At 69.7% G+C, this 14848-nt stretch carries 13 protein-coding genes; 5 read left to right on the top strand and 8 right to left on the bottom strand.

The window, feature by feature from the left end; translation table 11 throughout:
* The first annotated feature begins 80 nt into the window (after positions 1-80).
* The 3 genes from INR38_RS16565 to sugE all read left to right on the top strand — a co-directional run bounded on the left by INR38_RS16565 (position 81) and on the right by sugE (position 2355).
* Entirely contained in the window at positions 81-1361 is a 1281-nt protein-coding gene (locus tag INR38_RS16565; RefSeq protein ID WP_012202615.1) for a THUMP domain-containing protein, read from the top strand.
* Positions 1358-1846: a putative toxin-antitoxin system toxin component, PIN family gene (locus INR38_RS16560; RefSeq protein ID WP_012202616.1), complete on the top strand. Its 489-nt coding sequence runs from the start codon at positions 1358-1360 to the stop codon at positions 1844-1846. Before INR38_RS16565 ends, INR38_RS16560 begins: the two co-directional genes overlap by 4 nt.
* Positions 1847-2037: 191 nt before the next feature.
* Positions 2038-2355: a quaternary ammonium compound efflux SMR transporter SugE gene (gene sugE, locus INR38_RS16555; protein WP_012202617.1), complete on the top strand. Its 318-nt coding sequence runs from the start codon at positions 2038-2040 to the stop codon at positions 2353-2355.
* 61 nt (positions 2356-2416) lie between these two features.
* Here the strand turns inward: sugE and INR38_RS16550 are convergent, their stop codons facing one another.
* The 6 genes from INR38_RS16550 to INR38_RS16525 form a co-directional block, all read right to left on the bottom strand.
* Positions 2417-4873: a TonB-dependent siderophore receptor gene (locus INR38_RS16550; protein WP_207442977.1), complete on the bottom strand. Its 2457-nt coding sequence runs from the start codon at positions 4871-4873 to the stop codon at positions 2417-2419.
* A gap of 109 nt (positions 4874-4982) precedes the next feature.
* Complete coding sequence (locus INR38_RS16545; RefSeq protein WP_207442978.1) at positions 4983-5954, bottom strand: FecR domain-containing protein; 972 nt, start codon at positions 5952-5954, stop codon at positions 4983-4985.
* A complete protein-coding gene (locus tag INR38_RS16540; protein WP_207442979.1) occupies positions 5951-6472 on the bottom strand; it encodes a sigma-70 family RNA polymerase sigma factor in 522 nt (173 codons plus the stop codon). The genes INR38_RS16545 and INR38_RS16540 overlap by 4 nt, the downstream gene beginning before the upstream one ends.
* 87 nt (positions 6473-6559) lie before the next feature.
* A complete protein-coding gene (locus INR38_RS16535; protein WP_034389533.1) occupies positions 6560-7111 on the bottom strand; it encodes a GNAT family N-acetyltransferase in 552 nt (183 codons plus the stop codon).
* Positions 7112-7526: 415 nt separating this feature from the next.
* Complete coding sequence (locus tag INR38_RS16530; protein ID WP_207442980.1) at positions 7527-9899, bottom strand: cytochrome P450/oxidoreductase; 2373 nt, start codon at positions 9897-9899, stop codon at positions 7527-7529.
* Positions 9900-9926: 27 nt separating this feature from the next.
* Positions 9927-10907, bottom strand: a complete 981-nt coding sequence (locus INR38_RS16525; protein ID WP_034389537.1) for a tripartite tricarboxylate transporter substrate binding protein — start codon at positions 10905-10907, stop codon at positions 9927-9929.
* 160 nt (positions 10908-11067) lie between these two features.
* Between INR38_RS16525 and INR38_RS16520 the strand changes: the two genes are divergently transcribed.
* Positions 11068-11892, top strand: a complete 825-nt coding sequence (locus INR38_RS16520) for an IclR family transcriptional regulator (RefSeq protein WP_207442981.1) — start codon at positions 11068-11070, stop codon at positions 11890-11892.
* 19 nt (positions 11893-11911) lie between these two features.
* Here INR38_RS16520 and INR38_RS16515 read toward each other — a convergent pair whose 3' ends face one another.
* Positions 11912-12736, bottom strand: coding sequence for a hypothetical protein (locus INR38_RS16515; protein WP_065347456.1), 825 nt, complete (start codon positions 12734-12736; stop codon positions 11912-11914).
* A gap of 194 nt (positions 12737-12930) precedes the next feature.
* Here INR38_RS16515 and INR38_RS16510 point away from each other — a divergent pair, with 194 nt between their 5' ends.
* Positions 12931-13713, top strand: a complete 783-nt coding sequence (locus tag INR38_RS16510) for a helix-turn-helix domain-containing protein (RefSeq protein WP_063327609.1) — start codon at positions 12931-12933, stop codon at positions 13711-13713.
* A 1-nt stretch (position 13714) separates the two neighbouring features.
* Here the strand turns inward: INR38_RS16510 and INR38_RS16505 are convergent, their stop codons facing one another.
* Entirely contained in the window at positions 13715-14839 is a 1125-nt protein-coding gene (locus INR38_RS16505; RefSeq protein WP_207442982.1) for a CaiB/BaiF CoA-transferase family protein, read from the bottom strand.
* Positions 14840-14848 lie beyond the last annotated feature (9 nt).

Raw genomic sequence — 14848 nt, 5'->3', positions numbered from 1 at the left:
CGGGCCGAAGCGCAGGCAAGCGGGTTTCGGCTGGCGCCTGCGCGGGGAATCGCGGTGCGCGTATGCTCGGCACCCAAGCTATGAACCAACTGCATCTGTTTTTGCCCTGCGCCGCCGGCGTTGAGGGATTTCTGGCCGACGAGGTCCACGCGATCACCGGCCTGAGCGGCCACGACCTCATGGTGGGCCGTGGCGGCGTGATGGTGCGCGGCCTGTGGCGCGACGCCCTGCTGCTGAACCTGCACAGCCGGCTGGCCCAGCGCGTGCTGGTGCAGCTGTCGCAGACCCTGTACCGCAACGAGAACGACCTGTACCGCGCCGCCAGCGAAGTGGCCTGGGAGATCTGGTTCTCCCCGCGCGAGAGCTTCAAGATCGAGGTCACGGCCCAGCACAGCCCGCTGACCAGCCTCAACTTCGCGGCGCTGCGCGTCAAGGACGCCATTGCCGACCGCTTCCGCGACAGGAAGGGCGTGCGCCCCGACGTGGAAACGCGCCACCCCGACGTGCGCGTGCACCTGCACCTGACGACCGACGAGGCCACCATCTACATCGACACCTCGGGCGAGGCGCTGTTCAAGCGCGGCTGGCGCGAGGACAAGGGCGATGCGCCGCTCAAGGAAACCCTGGCCGCGGCCATGATCGCCGCCACGGGCTGGGACCCGCATGGCGACGATCCCCAGCCGCTGTACGACCCCTGCTGCGGCAGCGGCACGGTGCTGATCGAGGCTGCGCAGATTGCACGCCGCATTCCGGCCGGCATCCTGCGGCGCTTCGCGTTCGAGAAGCTGGTGCCCTTCCAGAGGCATGTGTGGGAAGCCATGCTGGACGAGGCCGAGGCCGCCATCCTGCCCGACAGCCCCGTGGCCATCTATGGCTCCGACGTGTCCCACCGCATGGTGGACTTTGCCCAGCGCAACGCCGAGCGCGCTGGCGTGGGCCAGACCGTGCAACTGCGCGGTGGCGACGCGCTGCAGCGCATGCCGCCCTGCGAGCAGCCCGGCCTGATGCTGCTGAACCCGCCCTATGGCGAGCGCATTGCCGCAGCCGGCTCGGCCGGCCGCAGTGCCGGTGAACGCATGGAAGTGGTCGAGCGCGCGGGCCGCGAGACGGCCCAGACCGAGGACGGAGTGGAATTCTTCAGCCAGCTGGCCACCCACTGGAAGAAGAACTATAGCGGCTGGAGCGCCTGGATGCTCACGCCCGACCTCAAGCTGCCCGGCAAGATGCGCCTGAAGGAGGCGCGCCGCACGCCCATGTGGAACGGCCCCATCGAATGCCGGCTGTTCCGTTTCGACATGATCCGTGGCGCAGTCAAGCCCAGAAAGGCCGCCGAAGGCCCGGCAGAGGGCGCCGCGCCATGAAGATCGTGCTGCGCTGGCCGCAGTGCAACGACGGCTACGAAGGTCCCCTGCCCCGGCCCGTGGTGCTCGATACCAATGTGGTCCTTGACATGCTGATCTTCGACGATCCGCATGTTCCGCCGATCCGCGAACTGGTGGAGCAGGGACAGATGCGCTGGATTGCCGACCAGGCCCAGCGCCTCGAACTCGAACGCGTGCTGCACTACAGCCAGATCGCGCCGCGCGTGGCTTTCTACGGCAAGACGGTCGAGGGCGTGCTCTCGGCCTTTGACGGAGCGGTCGAATACGTGGCCGATGCGCCGCGCATCCGCTTTGCCTGCACCGACCCCGACGACCAGCATTTCCTGGACCTGGCCAGCCAGCACCAGGCGCTGCTGATCAGCAAGGACAAGGCCGTGCTCAAGCTGCGCAAGCGCGTGGCCGGCCTGGGCGCCACCGTGGGCAACATCCTGCTGGCCGAGCAGGAAGAGGCGCTGGCCGCCTGACGCCCTGGCCGCTGTTGTGCAGCAACCACCCAGGCGGCAATGGGGCAACAGCCTGGGTGCGGCCCACTGGACGGCTTTCTCCTAAACTGGCGGCCATGCAGCAAGGCGCAAGCCCTTCTGCCAGGAGGACGGCCTCCCCCACATCGGGACATGCATGCGCCGGGACGACCCGGCTCCACAAGGAGTTTTCCATGGCATGGGTCTATCTGTTGGTGGCGGGGCTGCTCGAAGTGGTCTGGGCGTTTTCGATGAAGCAATCGCACGGCTTCACGCGGCTGGTGCCCAGCGCCATCACCATCGTCACCATGATCGCCAGCTTCGGCCTGCTGGCCGTGGCCATGCGCAGCCTGCCGCTGGGCACGGCCTACACGATCTGGACCGGCATCGGCGCCGTGGGCGCCTTCCTGGTCGGCATCACGGTCCTGGGCGAGCAGGTCAGCGCCATGCGCATCGGCGCGGCCGTGCTCATCGTTTCGGGCCTGGTGCTGATGAAGCTGTCCTCGGACTGAGCGGGGCCGCCCCCTGCCGGCCAGGCCGGCAGGAGGTCGGGGACCGGGCTCAGAGCCTGGCTCAGAAGCGGTATTTGACGCCCACCATCAGATTGCGCGGCGTGCCGTAGTGGCTGTAGTAGCCCGCGTAGCTGAAGTACTTGCGGTCCAGCGCGTTGTTCAGGTGCACCGAAGCACTCCAGTGCCGGTCGATGTCATAGCGTGCCATCAGGTTCACCACGGCATAGCTGGCCTGCCGTACCGTGGCGTCGCCTACCTCGCTTTGCCAGTTCACTCCGCCGCCCAGTGTCAGCCCCTGTAGTGCGCCGCCCAGGCGGTAGCTGCTGAAGAGCTTGACGCTGTTGCGCGGCAGCATGGTGTTGATGCGCTGGCCCTCTGCATTCGTGGTCAGGGTGTTGGCATAGCCGGCTGAGACCTGCCAGCCCGGCGCCAGCTCGCCGCTCAGTTCCATCTCCAGCCCCTGGGAGGTGGTGTTCTGCTCGGCCTTGTAGACATTGCTGCCCGGGAATTGCGCCTGCCACACCGCCAGGTTGTCCTGCTTGAGGTTGAACAGGGCCAGGCTGGAGTTGAGCTTGCCGTCCAGGTGCCTGCCCTTGATGCCGACCTCCAGTCCTCGCCCTTCCATGGGCGCCAGCGTGGCATTGTTCTCGTCGCGCACCCAGGAGGCCTGGGGATTGAAGATCTTGGTGTAGCTGGCGTACAGCGCCCACTGGGGCGTCATGTCGTAGACGGCGCCCACGTAGGGGATGAAGGCGCCGTTTTCCCGGGCGCGGGTGGTGGTGGCTTCCCCTGTGTCCGGCGTGCTGGCGGTGTCGCGCCCCCAGTAGATCTGGCGGCTGCCCAGGATCAGGCGCAGCGGCTCGGAGATGCGGAAACGTCCGGTCAGATAGCCTGCGTACTGGTGCTCCTTGGTGGAGAACCGGCCGCTGGCCGCGAAGTCGGGCACGGGATTGCTGCCGTCATAGGTGAACAGGTTGTCTATGCGGCCTGCGGCCGAGTCGGAGTAGTCGTAGAGCCAGCTGCCGGAGGTGGGTCCCTTGTCCTCGAAGCGCGACAGCGTCAGGCCGGCGATCAACTCGTGCTCGCGGCCGAACAGCTTGAGCGGGCCGGTCAGGTACATGTCGAGGTTGTGCTGGCGCGGCTGGCCCTGAAAGCGCACGGGCAGCAGGCTGGTGCCGCTGCCATCGGCCTGCAGCGTGCCGTTGAGGTAGGTGTAGACCGAGTCGTAGCGGTCCTGGCCGTAGGCGTACTCGACCTTGCCGGTCCAGCCGCCGCTCAGCTCGCGCTCGATGGAGGTGAAGAAGCCGCTTTGCTCATGGTTGTTGTACGACCAGTTCGGCGATCCGTTCAGGGCGCGGGGCAGCCGGGTGGCACTGCCGTCCGGAAACCGCGACGGCAGGCCCGAGCGCATCGGCGCATCCACATCGTTGCGCAGGTAGCTGAAGCCCACGGTCCACAGGGTCCGGTCGTCGAGATCGACCTCGGCGATGCCGTACAGCAGGCGCGAGTCCTGGTGGTAGCGCTCCAGCCAGGCATCGCCCGATTGGTAGTCCGCAACCAGGCGCGCGCGGGCCGAGCCGTCCTGGTTCAGCGGGCGGGAGATGTCCAGGCCCGCGCCTCGGCGTCCCCAGCTGCCGGCATCGACATTGAGTTGCGTCTGGGGTCTGGCCGTGGGGCGCTTGCGGATCAGGTTGATGGTGGCCGAGGGGTTGCCCATGCCGCTGATGAGGCCCGTGGCGCCGCGCACGATCTCCACGCGGTCGTACATGGCCATGTGCTGGGTGTACTGGTTCAGGCCGGCGGCCGTGGGCACGCCATCGATCTCATAGTTCTGGATCTCGAAACCCCGCGACCAGTAGCCGTCGCTTTCGGCACCCAGGCCGTCGCGCGTGACGATGATGCCGGGCGCGGCCTCCAGCATGTCGCTGAGCCGCGTGGTGCCCAGATCCTCCAGCCGCTGGCGCGTCATCACGGTCAGCGCCTGGGGCGTCTCCTGGGGAGCCAGGTTCAGGCGCGTGGAGCTGCTGGACGATGCTGTGGTGTAGGAGTCCGTGCCCTCCGTGGTCGAGCCCGGGGCCTTGCCGGACACGGTCACCGTGGCCAGGCTGACGCCTTGCTCCGGCAAAGGCGCTGCCGACGCAGGCAGGGCGCTGGCCTGGGGCGCTGGCCGCACGCCGAGCACGCCCTGGGCATCGCGCGTGAGCACCAGGCCGCTGCCGGCCAGCGCGGCCTGCAGCGCCTGCTCCGCCGTGTAGCTGCCCTGGATCGCCGGCGCCTGCTTGCCCGAGGCCAGGGCGGGGTCCAGCGACAGCGTGCGGCCGCTGTGCTGGCCAATGGCCAGCAGCGTCCGGGCCAGTGGCCCGGCTGGCAGGTCATAGCGTTGGCGCTGGGCGGCTTCGGCGCCGGAGGCTATCGCGGCCTCCTGGGCGGTCTGGGCCTGGACGGGCAGGGTGGCGATGAGGGCGGCCAGGGCTGCGGCATGGGCCACGGGGCGCCATGCGAAAAGAGAGCGGGACATGCTTGTGGACTCCGGAGAATGGGGGATGACACATGACATGTCGCGCGAGCGGGCCGGATGTGATCACCTCTGGCGCAGTTTTTTTTTGGAGCCCCGCGTTGACCGGGCCTCAGGCCGCATCGATCAGCGTCAGCCAGCCGCCTCGGTAACGCGTCACGCGGATGGGCAGGCTGCTGGCCAGCGCCTGCAGCGCACGGTCGGTATCGTCCAGCGGGAAGGTGCCCAGCACGCGCAGCCGGGAGGCGGCAGGGGCGACGCGCAACAGGCCGGTCCGGTAAGGCCGCAGGGCGTCGACCACCGAGTCCAGCGGCCAATCGTCCACGGCCAGCATGCCGCTTTGCCAGGCCGCTGCCGCCTCGGCGCGCGCCAGGGCCTCGGAAATGGCGGCCCCGTCCATCCAGGCGCTGGCGCCGGCCTGCAGCGGAGACTGTGCGCCCAGCCGTGTGTGCAGGTCCACGTCCTGCGCGAGCGCGGCCACCTGCGTGCGCTCTTCCTGCAGGCGCACCATGAAGCGCGCGCCGTGCGCTGCCGGCACCTGGGCCTGGCCATGCCGGGTCTGCACGGTGAAGGGGCTGCCGGCCGGCACCTGCGCGATCAGCGCGCCCTGGCGCAGATGCACGCGGCGGCGGTCGGCGCCCAGGTCGATATCGATGGCGCTGCGCGCGTCCAGCAGCAGCCGGCTGCCGTCGGCCAACTCCAGGCTGCGCCGCTCGGCCGTGGCGGTATGGGCATCGGCCAGCAGGCCAGGCAAAGGCGTGAATCGGTGGGCTACCAGGCCTCCCAGGGCCGCGCCCGCAAAGGCCAGTGCGCCGCCCGCAATGCGCCTGCGGCGGCGGTCGGGCTGCAGCAGTGCGCTCAGCGCTGCATCGGCTGACGCATGGCTGGAGGTGTGGGGCGCCAGCGGTTGGAGCACGCGCTCCAGCGAGCCGCTCACCTGGGACCACGCGGCTTCGTGGGCCGGGTCGGCCTGTCGCCAATGGTCCAGGGCCTTGCGCTGGTGCTCGGTCATGGCTCCCGAGCGCGACTCCACCAGCCAGGCGATGGCCTGCTGGCGCAGGGCGGCGGCCGAGGTGGCACTCATTGCGGCAGCGCCGTTGCGCAGTCCAGTGCGCAGCAGGCGGCTATGGCGCGCCCCATGTGGCGCCGCACGGTGATCTCGGCAATGCCCAGGCGCAGCGCGATCTCCCGGTAGGGCATGTCGTGCAATTGGTTGAGCAGCAGCACGCGGCGCGTGGTGGGTGGCAGCGACTGCAGCACGCGGTCCACGGCCTGCAGCGCCTGCACGATGGCATAGCGCTCCTCTTCCGAGGGCATGTGCATGGCGGGCTGGGCCGCCAGCGCCTCCAGGTAGGCCTGCTCCAGGTCGCGCCTGCGCCAGAAGGAGAACAGCGTGCGCTTGGCCATGGTGGTCAGGTAGGCGCGCGGGTTGTCCAGCGGTGGAAGGTGGCGGGTGGTGAGCAGTTGCACGAAGGTGTCGTGCGTCAGGTCCTGCGCCTGTGCGGTGTCGCCCAGCTTGCGGCGCAGCCAGCCTTGCAGCCAGCCATGGTGGTCTGCGTAGAGCACGGCGACGGGAGGTGGCGGCAGGGAATGGGCGGGCATGCGGCAGGACAGGTGATGGGATGGGAATGCGTCTCAATTATCACGCCATGCCCTCACTCCCCGTGATTCACCTCGCCCGCGAGGCCCTCAGCGGCCCGTGCCCAGCTCCAGCGTCAGGCGCAGCATGTCGCGATGCTGCACGCCGCGCTCCCACAGCTGGGTGGTGTAGTGCCTGAGGAAGAAATCCCGGTCTATGCCCGTCACGCGAAAACCCGCGCGCTGGTAGAAGACCAGCTGGTCGCCGAAGCTGCCCGTGCCGACCTCGATGCGCGGCGCTCGCTGGGAGCGCGCCCATTCGATGGCACGCCGCAGCAGGGCGCTGCCCAGGCCCCGGTGGTGCAGCGATTCCGCAACCGCGATGTTCATCAGCTCCCAGGCGGGTGGGCCTGAGGCCTCATCGCCGCTGGCGCGCAGCGGCACCAGCACGCACATGCCCAATACCTCGCCGCGCCCGCCGGGACGCGGCGGCTGGCCTTCGCGCTGGAAGGACTCGCGCGCGGCAAAACAGGTGGAGCCCGCCAGATAGCCGCGCACCTTCTCCCGCGACGGATCCGCCGACAGCAGCAGCGGCCACGGCGCCTCGGCCGGGTTCAGCGGCTCTATGTGCCAGGGTGCGAGGGAAACGGAAGGCGCGGTCATAAGCCTGAATCATCCCATGCCTGACATTGGGACGCAGTTGGGCGCCTCTGCGGAATCTTGACGTGCGCTTACAACTATGCCTTTGCACGGGTGGATCTAGTGGTTTATACTTAGACATAGGGTAAACGCTTAGAGGGTTTTCCCGGCATTCGCGGCACTTGAGATGCATGCCGCCAGTGATTGTTGAGCGTCTCAGTAAGGAAGTTCACCATGCGCCAAGCAATCTATTCCCTGATCGATTTCATCCAGCAAGCCCGCAACGCCGAGCTCGAAATCGCCAACCAGTAATCCGGTTGGAGGCAGGTGCGCCCTGAAGCGCGCCCACCGATGCGATCGCCCCATTGCCGATGATGGCCTTGGGGCTTTTGTGTTTCTGGGCGCCGGGCTTGCGGGCGCCGGGCTGCCCGAACCCTGGCTACAGGCCCAGCACCAGCCGGCCGCTCCTGGCGCGCGAGCAGCAGCTCATCATCTTGGTGCAGGCCGCGCGCTCGCCGCGCGTGAGCACCATGTCGCGGTGGTCCACCTCGCCGTCGAGCACGGGCACTTCGCAGGACCCGCACAGCCCTTCCCGGCAGTCGCTTTGCACTTCGATCTTCGCGCTGCGCAGGGCGTCCAGCAGCGTCTGGTCGTTGCGCACCTGCAGCACAAGGCCCGAGGCGCGCAGTTCCACCTCGAAGCCCTGCTCCCTGGCAGGGTCCAGCGCCCCCACGGTGGAGACGAAATGCTCCACGCGCAGGCTGTCCTCGGGCCAGTGGCGGCTGGCCGCCTCCAGGCCGTCCAGCAGGCGCGCCGGTCCGCAGGCATGGATGCGGGCTCCGGCGCGTGGCGTGGCCAGCAAGGCGGCGTAGTCGGCGCGCCGGCCTTCCTCCGCCACGTACAGATGCAGCCTGGCGCCATGCTCGGCCAGCAGCGGCGCCAGCAGCGCCATGCCCGCGCGGCGCCGGCCGCTGTAGTGGATTTCATAGGACAGGCCCAGCGCCCTGGCGCGCCGTGCCATGGCCGAGATGGGCGTGATGCCGATGCCGCCGGCCACCAGGATCAGGTGGCTGGCGCCTTCGTCCAGCGGGAAATGGTTGCGCGGGCCCCGCAGCTGTACGGTGGCGCCGCGGTGCAGATGCTCATGCACCCAGGCCGAGCCGCCACGGCCGTTGGCCTCGCGCAGCACGGCAATCTCGTAGCTGCCGGTGTCCTGCGGGTCGCCGCACAGCGAGTACTGGCGTGACAGGCCCGTGTCCCCGCATTGCAGGTCGATGTGCGAGCCCGGCGTCCAGCGCGGCAGGGCGTGTCCATCGGCGGCCTTCAGGCGCAGGCGAAGCACGCCTTCGGCGGCAGCCTCGGCCTCGGCCACGACCATGGGCCGGCTGGCGCCGCCCTGCAGGGCTTCGCCGATGCGCACGGGCTGGCGCGCCTGCAGCAGGGCGGGACGGGCGCGCTCGGGGTTGAGGGCCGGGTCCCACTCCACCCACAGGTGCTCGGGGCCCCGGAACGAGGTGTTGGGCACGTAGGTGAACCGCTGCTCGGCCAGCCGCATGTGGGGAAGGCGGCGCGTGAACTCCTCCAGGAAGATCTGCATCTCCATGCGCGCCAGGTTCTTGCCCATGCACTGGTGCGAGCCATAGCCGAAGGTCAGGTGGTCGCCGGCGTTGTCGCGGTGGATGTCGAAGAAGTCGGCATCGGCGAAATGCCGCTCGTCGTGGTTGGCCGACGAGGTCACGATGAGCAGCTTCGAGCCCGCCGGCACGGCCACGCCGCCGATCACCACGTCGCGCGTGGCCAGGCGCCGCCAGGCGGCCACCGAGCCGTTGTGGCGCAGGCATTCCTCCACGGCATTGGGGATCAGCGCGGGGTTCTCGCAGATCTGCTTCCAGGCGCCGGGATGCTGCAGCAGCAGCTTGACGGCGTTGGCCGTGGCATTGGCCGTGGTCTCGTGCGCGGCCACGATGCCGGCCATCATCATGGAGTGCAGGTAGGAGTCGGTGACGACCTCGGGAAGCTCCTTTTGCTTGCGTATGCCGTATTGCATCCAGCCCGGCGCATCGGGGTTCTCGCGCATCTTGGCCAGCACCTTGCCGGCCAGCTGCCAGAAGTTGCCCACCGCATGGGCCACGGCCACCTGCTGCTCGGGCCGGGGCCGGCCCCAGGTGTTGACGGTGTGGGCGATGGAGTACTCGCGCAGCCGGTCCATGTCCTCCTCGGGCACGCCGAGAAAGTGCAGGGCCACGGTCAGCGGCACCTCCCACAGCATCTGGTCCACAAGGTCGGCGCGGCCGTCGTCGATGAAGCGGTCCACATAGGCGCGCGCGAGCTCGCGCACCATGGGCTCGTGGTGGCGCAGCTCCTCGGGCGTGAACGGGTCCATCAGCGCGCGGCGGCGCGGCATGTGGGCGGGCTCGTCCTCGTTGACCAGGGTGCGGTTCAGCGCGAAGCCGTAGGAGGCCAGCACGGCATTGGCCTCCTCGCCCGTGGGCGTGATCTTCTCCAGCGCGATCGAGGGACTGAAGGCGATGTTGTCGCGGAACACCGCCTTGGTATCGTCGAAGCGCGTGACCACCCAGTAGCCCAGTTGCGGGCTGTAGAACACCGGCTCCTGCTCGCGCGCCCAGCGCACATATTCGGGCGGGTCCTGCTGGTAGCCGTCGCTGAACGGGTCGAAGGCCGCGGCACCCGCGCTGACGGGGCAGCCCGTGGGGCCGGTCTGGCCGCTGGGCTGGCGGTGGTCGAAGGGGCAGCGCGCGGAGGCTGGCGCAGAGGTGGACGGGGCGGCGTTGGAGGCGGCGGAGGCAGTCATGGCAGGTTCGCAGGCAGGCGCGGAGGGTCAATCCAAAGTGATGTTCTGGTCGCGGATCAGCTGGTGCCAGCGCGTGCTTTCGCTGGCCAGCAGCGCGGCGAACTGCTCGGGCGTGTTGCCCACGGGCTCCACGCCGAAATCCACGAGCTTCTGGCGCACGGCGGGCTCGTTGATCGCGGCCACGACCTGCCTGTGCAGGGCCGCGATGACCGGGGCCGGGGTCCTGGCGGGGGCCACCAGTCCCACCAGGGCGGCGGCCTGCACCTTGGGCAGGCCCAGCTCGGCGAAGGTGGGCACGTCGGGCAACTGGGGCAGGCGCGTGGCGTTGGCCACGGCCAGCGGGCGGACCTTGCCGCCCTTGATGAAGCCTGCGCCCGCGGCCAGGTCCACCATCATCACGGGCACCTGGCCGCCAGCCACGTCGCCCAGGGCCGGTGCCGCGCCCTTGTAGGGTGCGTGCACCAGCTTCAGGCCGGCCTCCACCCTGAGCAGTTCCATGGCCAGGTGGTGCGGGCTGCCGGCACCGGCCGAGGCGTAGTTCACGCCGTCCTTGCTGGTGCGCGCCTGGGCCAGGAAGTCTTTGGCCGTGGCCGCTGCCATGCCGGGGCCGGCCACCAGGATCATCGGGAAGCGGCCCATCAGCGTGACCGGCGCAAGGTCCCTGGCGGGGTTGTAGCTGAGGCTCTTGTAGAGCACGGGATTGAAGACCAGGGTGCCGTTGTCGGCCGACAGCACGGTGTAGCCATCGGCGGCGGCGCGCGCGGTTTCCGAGGCGCCTATGGCCGTGTTGCCGCCCGGGCGGTTGTCCACCACGATGGGCTGGTGCACCTGGCCGCCCCAGGCCTGGCCTATGGTGCGGGCCAGGAAGTCCGAGCCGCCGCCGGCCGCGTAGGGAACGATCCAGCGCACGTTCCTGCTGGGGAATCCGTCCTGGGCCAGCGCGCCGGGCAGGGCGGTGGCCGATAGCAGGCCTGCGGCCAGTGTGGTGAGGAAAAGGCGCTTGTGCATGGGGCTTGTCTCCGGTGAGGCCTGGGTGGAATCCATGGAATCTTGTTTTGCGTAATTTTTCTACGCATTGCGTAAAAACACCGCCCGGGATTACCCGCAAGCTGCGGCACAATGCCCCGCCAGCCCTTAAAACAGGCCTTTCCAGACCCGCCCTGCCGCCATGACTTCCACTGCTGCCTCCGAGATTGACGAGCCCGCGCCGCCGCGCGAAAGGCGCCAGCGCGTGCAGGCCGCCGAGACCTGCCTGGCCGTGCTCAAGGCCCTGGCCACGCTGGGCGGACGCGCCAGCCTCACGGCCATCGCGGGCGCGGTGGAGGAAAGCCCGGCCAAGGTCCACCGCTACCTGGCCAGCCTGATGGCCGAGGGGCTGGTGGAGCAGGACCGTGGCGGCACGCAGTACGCGCTGGCGGCCGAGGCCATGCGCGTGGGCCTGGCCGCCATGCGGCAGTCCGACCCCATCCGCCTGGCCGAGCCGGCCCTATTGCACCTGCGCGAGGCCTTGCAGGTCACCAGCTTCGTGGCCGTGATGGGCAACCTGGGGCCGACCATCGTGCGCTTCGAGGAGCCGGGCCTGCCGGTCACCGTCAATGTGCGCGTGGGCTCGGTGATGTCGCTGCTGTGGTCGGCCACGGGGCGCGCCTTCTTCGCCTTCATGGACGACGATGCCCGCGTGGATGCGCTGCTGGCCCGGGAGCTGGACGAGGCGCCGGCCGCGCGGCGCGCGCTGCTCGATGGCGCGGACCCGCTGGGCACGCTGCGCCGCGAGATCCGCGCTGCGGGCTGCGCCTCGGTGCGCGACGTCAACCTGCCGGGCATCAGCGCCGTGGCGGCGCCGCTGCACGACTACACGGGCCATGTGGTGGGCGTGCTGTGCGCGCTGGGCGCCAGCGGCGGCTTCGACCCGGACCCGCAGGGCGCGGTGGCCCGGGCCCTGCGCGCCGAAGCGGCGCGCGTCAGCGCCTCGCTGGGCCATCTGCCCGGCTGAGGCCTTCAGGCCGCTGCCGCTACGGCGTCACCAGCGTGTAGGCCATGCGCACGCGCTGCATGTCGCGGCCCAGGCGGCGGCTTTCGGGCAGGCGGCGCACCCAGGCCAGCTGTTTCACGGTGCGCGCCATCAGGGCGCGGGTTTCGGGCTCCATGGACTGCACGAAATCCCGCCAAGCCGTGCGCGCGGCCGGCATGGCGCCGGCCTGCTCCAGTATCCAGGCCGTGGAGTGGGCGTAGCACAGGGCATCGCGCACGCGGCACAGCGCCAGGGGCAGGTGGGCGGCGGGGTCGTCCTCGAAGTCGATGAAGCCGATCACGCCATCGGCACAGCAGACCATGTTGCGCGCAAAGGCCTGGCTCAGGCAGTCGCCGCTGCCATGCACCTGCTGCAGGGTCTGCAGGCCCTGCAGCCACAGCGCCAGCGTGCTGCCATCCCCCCGGGGCAGGGCGGCTTCCATGGCATTGCCCAGCGAGGGCGCCTCCACGCCGGGGCTGCCCAGGTGGCGCATGGCAAAGCCGTCCTCGCACTCGGCCAGCACGGCAGGCACGCGCAGGCCGCGCTGCGCGAGCTGGCGCAGGCGGCGCACCTCGGTGCGGATGGCTTCGTGGCCGCCGGGATTGGGCACGGGCCGCAGCACGGGCAGGCGCAGGCACAAGGCGAGCAGGGCCAGCGCGCGATAGCGCCATGCCGGATTGCTGGCGCCCGCGCGCTTGACCCAGATGGTTTCGTCTTCCCGGTCATAGCGCTGGATGCTCAGGGGCTGGCTCAGCACATGGGCGCGCAAAAAGGCGTCGTAGTCTGGCGGCTCGGTAGGCGGGACGGCGAAGGACGGTTCGGACACGGCAGGCTCTGGAAAGTGAGTGGCTGGCGCGCAACGCCAGCCGGATGCGGCAATTGTGCCGTGCCAGGACTGGCCACTTGCGCCGGCCGGCAGGGGCGCCAGGGTTTGCACTGCGGCAAGGCCGGTGGATTTGCCGCTTGGCAGCCGGAAAATTGAGACAATCGTTTCATCTTTAGCAGTGCCGAAAACCATTCATGAACACAGAAGACAGTGGCAAGCTGGTGGCCGCCCTGGTGCGCGGCATCTCCGTGCTGCAGTGCTTTTCCAACAAGCACCAGGAACTCAGCGCCCGTGAACTGATGGACATGACGGGCCTGCCCAAGCCCACGCTGTTCCGCCTGATCGACACCCTGTGCGAACTGAACCTGATGCGCTACTCGGACCGCCTGTCCAAGTACGTGCCGGGCGTGGGGCTGCTGAACCTGTCCTCGCCCGTGCTGGCGCGCATGCACATGCGCCAGTTCGCGCGGCCGCACATGCAGGAGCTGGCCAATCACCTGGAGGGCCAGATCCAGCTGGCCGTCGGCCACGGCCGCCAGCTGTGCCTGGTGGAGCTGGCCAACGGCCTGACCAACAAGGTCTTCCTGCCCGAGATCGGGGTGCACATCTCGCTGTCGCGCACCGCCACGGGCCGCGCCTACCTGCTGAGCCTGCCCGAGGCCGAGCGCGAAGCCTTCATCGCGGAACTGCAGGCCGACGATCCCGCACGCGCCCAGCAACTGCGCGAGCGGCTCGACGATGCGCGGCGCGACTTGGCCGAGCACGGCTTTTGCCGCAGCCACGGCGACCTGCACCGCGAGATCCAGTCCATTGCCGTGCCCATGTCCACGGCCAAGGACGGCGAGTACTGGGTGTTCTCGGTCTCCCTGCCCATCTACAGCCCGCAGAGCCGCGCGCTGGAAAGCGATGCCGGGCCGCGCCTGATCACGCTGGTGCGCCTGGTCGAGGGCATGCTGGGCGCTTCCAGCCTCTCGTGAATCAGCGGGCGCTGCGCCAGACTTCCTGCGCGCGCCCTGCGCTCACCTTCTCCCGCACGCTGGCGGTGTCGGAGCCTGCGGCATTTGCAGGACCCGGCGCATAGGCCTGGCCGTCAAAGCGCGGCGCAGGGCTGGCCTGCAGGGCGCCGCCTTCGGGCTGCAGATAGACGCCACGCGCCTGAAGGTGCGGATGGCTGGCGGCTTCCACAGGGCTGAGCACGGCGCCGAAGCAGGCATCGCTGCCCTCCAGCAATTGCTGCCAGTGCGCGCGGGGCCGGGAGGCGAACAGCGTCTGCAGCTGCGCGCGCCGCGCGGGCCAGGCGGCGCGGTCCCACTGCGGGCCCTGGAACGCTGCGGCACCGGCCAGGCCCAGCCTGTCCAGCAGCAGGGCGTGGAACTGCGGCTCGATGGCGCCCACGGTGATGAAGCCGCCATCGGCACAGGCATAGGTTTCGTAGAACGGCGCACTGTCGTGGATGCTGTTGCCGCGCTCGTCGGCCACCAGCCCGCGCTGGCGCGCGTGCAGCATGAGGTTGAGCATGTGCGCCGCACCATCGACGATGGCTGCATCCACCACCGTGCCGCGCCCCGTGGTGCGTGCCTGCACGATGCCGGCCAGCAGCCCCGTCATCAGGTACATGGCGCCGCCGCCGATGTCGCCCAGCGTGGCAAAGGGCGAGACCGGCCGGGCATCGGCCGGCGCGCATCCCCACAGCGCGCCCGAGACGGCCGCATAGTTGTTGTCGTGGCCGGCTGCCTGGGCCAGCGGGCCGTCCTGGCCCCAGCCCGTCATGCGGCCATAGACCAGGCGCGGGTTGAGGGCCTGGCAGGCCTCGGGTCCCAGGCCCAGGCGCTCCATGGCGCCGGGCCGCATGCCTTCGATCAGCGCATCGGCATCGCGCACCAGGGCCAGCACCAGGTCACGCCCTTCGGGCGACTTGAGATCGGCGAACACCGAGCGCTTGCCGCGCGACAGCGCGGAGGCGGCTGAGGTGGCTGCGGGTTCCGCCTCGGGCCGCACGATGGACACCACATCGGCCCCCAGGTCCGCCAGATGCATGGCGCAGAATGGCCCCGGGCCGATGCCGCCAATCTCCAGCACGCGCACGCTGTCCAGCACCTTCATGGTGTCTCC

The sequence above is a fragment of the Delftia sp. SD018 genome (assembly GCF_017355445.1).
Taxonomy (GTDB): Bacteria; Pseudomonadota; Gammaproteobacteria; order Burkholderiales; family Burkholderiaceae_C; genus Comamonas; species Comamonas acidovorans.
Note: the sequence above shows the minus strand (reverse complement) of the source record. Positions and strands in the feature narration are given on the sequence as shown.